The 3,167-nt window shown below is 47.2% G+C and carries 3 protein-coding genes; 1 reads left to right on the top strand and 2 read right to left on the bottom strand.

From position 1 onward, the window contains the following. Positions 1-354: 354 nt before the first annotated feature. Positions 355-1,116: a TatD family hydrolase gene (locus ACK5MF_RS14010; protein ID WP_416923217.1), complete on the bottom strand. Its 762-nt coding sequence runs from the start codon at positions 1,114-1,116 to the stop codon at positions 355-357. Between the two features lie 180 nt (positions 1,117-1,296). On the opposite strand from ACK5MF_RS14010, the gene hemB reads away from it, so the two are divergent. Beyond that, positions 1,297-2,334 carry a porphobilinogen synthase gene (gene hemB / locus ACK5MF_RS14005; RefSeq protein ID WP_416923216.1) on the top strand — a complete coding sequence of 346 codons (1,038 nt, stop codon included), beginning with the start codon at positions 1,297-1,299 and terminating at the stop codon, positions 2,332-2,334. A 599-nt stretch (positions 2,335-2,933) separates the two neighbouring features. Here hemB and ACK5MF_RS14000 read toward each other — a convergent pair. After that, positions 2,934-3,167, bottom strand: a 234-nt coding sequence (locus ACK5MF_RS14000) for a hypothetical protein (protein ID WP_416923215.1), incomplete at its 5' end; no start/stop codon positions are given.

The following is a 3,167-nucleotide window of genomic DNA, read 5'->3' as shown; positions in this document are numbered from 1 at the left end:
TTCAGTCACTCCCCGCGCGTTTAAAAGATTTAACCGAGTCATTACGGGAGTTTATTATGCCAAAGCAAGACCGCCCAAATTATGAACGGGCGGTCAAGATAAAACCTATCAAATTCCCGTTGAAGAGCTCACGAAAAAAGAAAGAGAACTCTTAAACGAACAGCATTGTGCGAAGGCAGGAATCTAAATCCCAACCACATGCACAAGAGCGAGATCCCGGATAAATACTGCGTATTTTCCGGGATGACAGTCGTGGAGTTTGCGTATTTTCCAAGATGACAATCGTAGGACGTATTTTCAGGGATAACGATATTGGGTTTATCGTCAGTGGTGCGGAACTTCAACACCTTTCTACTACAAATTAAACAGCTTTTTGGCGTTTAACGTAGTGAGCGTATCCACTTCCTCAACCGTCATCTCACGCAGTTCGGCGATTCGTTTAGCGACCAGTTGGGTATACGCCGGCTCATTGCGTTTGCCGCGATGAGGAACGGGGGCCAGGTAAGGGCAGTCGGTTTCTAAAATCACGTAGTTAAGATCGAGATGAGGGATCACCTGATCCATACCGCCATTTTTGAAGGTTGTAACGCCACCTAAGCCAAGGTGAAAGCCCAACGCGTTGATCGCTTGCGCTTCTTCCACACTACCGCCAAAGCAGTGGAATACGCCGCGCAGAGAGCCATCTTGCTCCTGACGCAGCAGAGCTAAGGTTTCTGCAATTGAATCACGGGTGTGGATCACCACCGGCAGATCCATCTCTTTTGCCCAGTTTAGTTGGCTGACAAACGCCAGCTCTTGCTCCGCTCGGTAGGTTTTATCCCAGTAGAGATCGATGCCAATCTCACCGACTGCGATGAAAGGGTGTTGATCAAACCATGGGCGAATCGTTTGCAGCGTCTGGTTAACATTGGCATCTACATAACAAGGGTGAAGCCCCATCATAGAACGACAAATTTCAGGATAAGCGGCTTCGGTAGCCAGCATAGGCTCGATGGAGTCTAAATCGATGTTAGGCAACAGGATTTGCTTGATACCTTGTTCTAAGGCGCGTTGAACCACCTCATCTCTGTCTTGATCAAATTCGCTGGCATAGATATGGGCATGGGTATCAATCATGGTGTTGTCTCGTTAATTCGGTTTGTCGGCAGTATACGTCAGTGCGAGCATCGGGTCATTTTTTGTATTTTTACTTAAAGGCTCTGGCACCTGAGTTTGAGAGTGATATGATTTCGCCTGAATCTCATCAATAAAGCTTGAGCTAAAAGTAGCATCAAGCTGCCTAAGAAGGAGAGTAGAGTGTCAGTATCTATCCAAGGCCAGTTCCCTGGTCGTCGTCTACGTCGTTTACGTAAACATGATTTTTCTCGTCGCCTGGTGGCAGAAAATAAACTTTCGGTCAATGACCTGATTTACCCAATGTTTGTTTTGATGGGCAAAGATCGCCGTGAAGCGATTGAATCTATGCCGGGCATTGAACGTCTGTCGATCGATCTACTGTTGGAAGAAGCGGAGTACTTAGCAAACCTTGGCGTGCCTGCTATCGCTCTGTTCCCGGTGGTGAATCAAGATGCGAAAAGTTTAGACGCAGCAGAAGCTTACAACCCTGATGGTTTGGTGCAGCGCGCCGTTCGCCTGCTCAAAGAGCACGTTCCGCAAATGGGTGTGATCACCGATGTTGCCCTTGACCCATACACTACTCATGGTCAAGACGGCATTATTGATGACACAGGTTATGTGATGAACGATGAAACCACCGAAGTGTTGATCAAACAGGCTTTGTCACATGCGGCGGCGGGTGTCGATGTGGTTGCGCCATCAGATATGATGGACGGTCGTATTGGCAAAATCCGTGAAGCGCTAGAAGAAGCCGGTCACATCCATACTCAGATCATGGCTTACTCTGCCAAGTATGCTTCTTGTTACTACGGTCCATTCCGTGATGCCGTCGGCTCTGCAGGCAACCTAAAAGGTGGCAACAAGAAAAACTACCAGATGGATCCCGCCAATAGCGATGAAGCGATTCACGAAGTGGCGATGGACATTAACGAAGGCGCGGATATGGTGATGGTGAAACCGGGCATGCCATATCTGGATGTGGTTCGCCGCGTGAAGAGTGAGCTGCAAGTCCCGACTTTTGCTTACCAAGTCTCTGGCGAATACGCGATGCACAAAGCGGCGATTCTCAACGGCTGGTTAGCAGAGAAAGAGACTGTGATGGAATCGCTACTGTGCTTTAAACGCGCAGGTGCAGACGGTATTTTGACCTACTTTGCCAAAGATGTCGCACAGTGGCTAGCGGAAGAAAATGCGCAAGCGGCTCAGTTTCTAAAATAAACTCGAAAACGAACCACTTATTAAGAGGCTGGCATTTGACCAGCCTTTTTGTTTGCACTTAATCATTTTGTGAAGCAGTTAAAAAATAAATGAGATTTTTTCTCATTTAGTGGTTGACAGTTAAATGAGAATCATTATTATTAACTTTGTCTTAGGGAATGAGTGAATTTCATAAGGGGGTGAGTGACTTGTTTTTTAAACCGGCTTAACTTTTTTAAACCTGTTTAACCAGTGATGCATGAACAACCAAACGAATGAGCCTATTCTTTTTGACACGACATTGCTCACATTGCTTCCAGTGTAAATTTTAGGCTTTATGGTAGTGCTGAACGTTGTAATTCAGGCTGACCTTATATTGCTAGGCGACATCTAACGGTGTCGCTTTTTTGTTTGCCCAGCAAAGCTGGCAAACCCGTCCACTTGAAAGAAAGTGGAGTCACCCTGACTAAGGGGAAGACAATCCGAATGGCAAGGGCGTCACGGGCTAACGGTGGGGTCTGAAGGAAGCCATAGGAAGTTAGATGTACACAACTAACCGTAATCTGTTTCGGCGGTACTGGTGGGTAAGCGTCCAAAATAGCTCAAAGCCCAATACTTAGTCAGACCAATACTGTGATTGAGGGTGGGATATCTAACAGGGAGTCAGTGCAATAACTGGGGAAGCCTGACACCACATCCGGGCAAATGCCGGAAGCATCCATCAAGAGGTGACTCAAGGTGAATGTTGGTGCGAGGTGGCAGATGAATCCGTAGTAGTAAGTAAGGCTCGACCAGTGAAGCCCAGTAATGGTGTGGAGGAGAAAACCGAGCTGACCATCAGCACTGCGTTTGGT

The organism is Vibrio sp. (assembly GCF_047973365.1).
In the GTDB taxonomy this organism is placed as follows: domain Bacteria; phylum Pseudomonadota; class Gammaproteobacteria; order Enterobacterales; family Vibrionaceae; genus Vibrio.
Note: the sequence above shows the minus strand (reverse complement) of the source record. Positions and strands in the feature narration are given on the sequence as shown.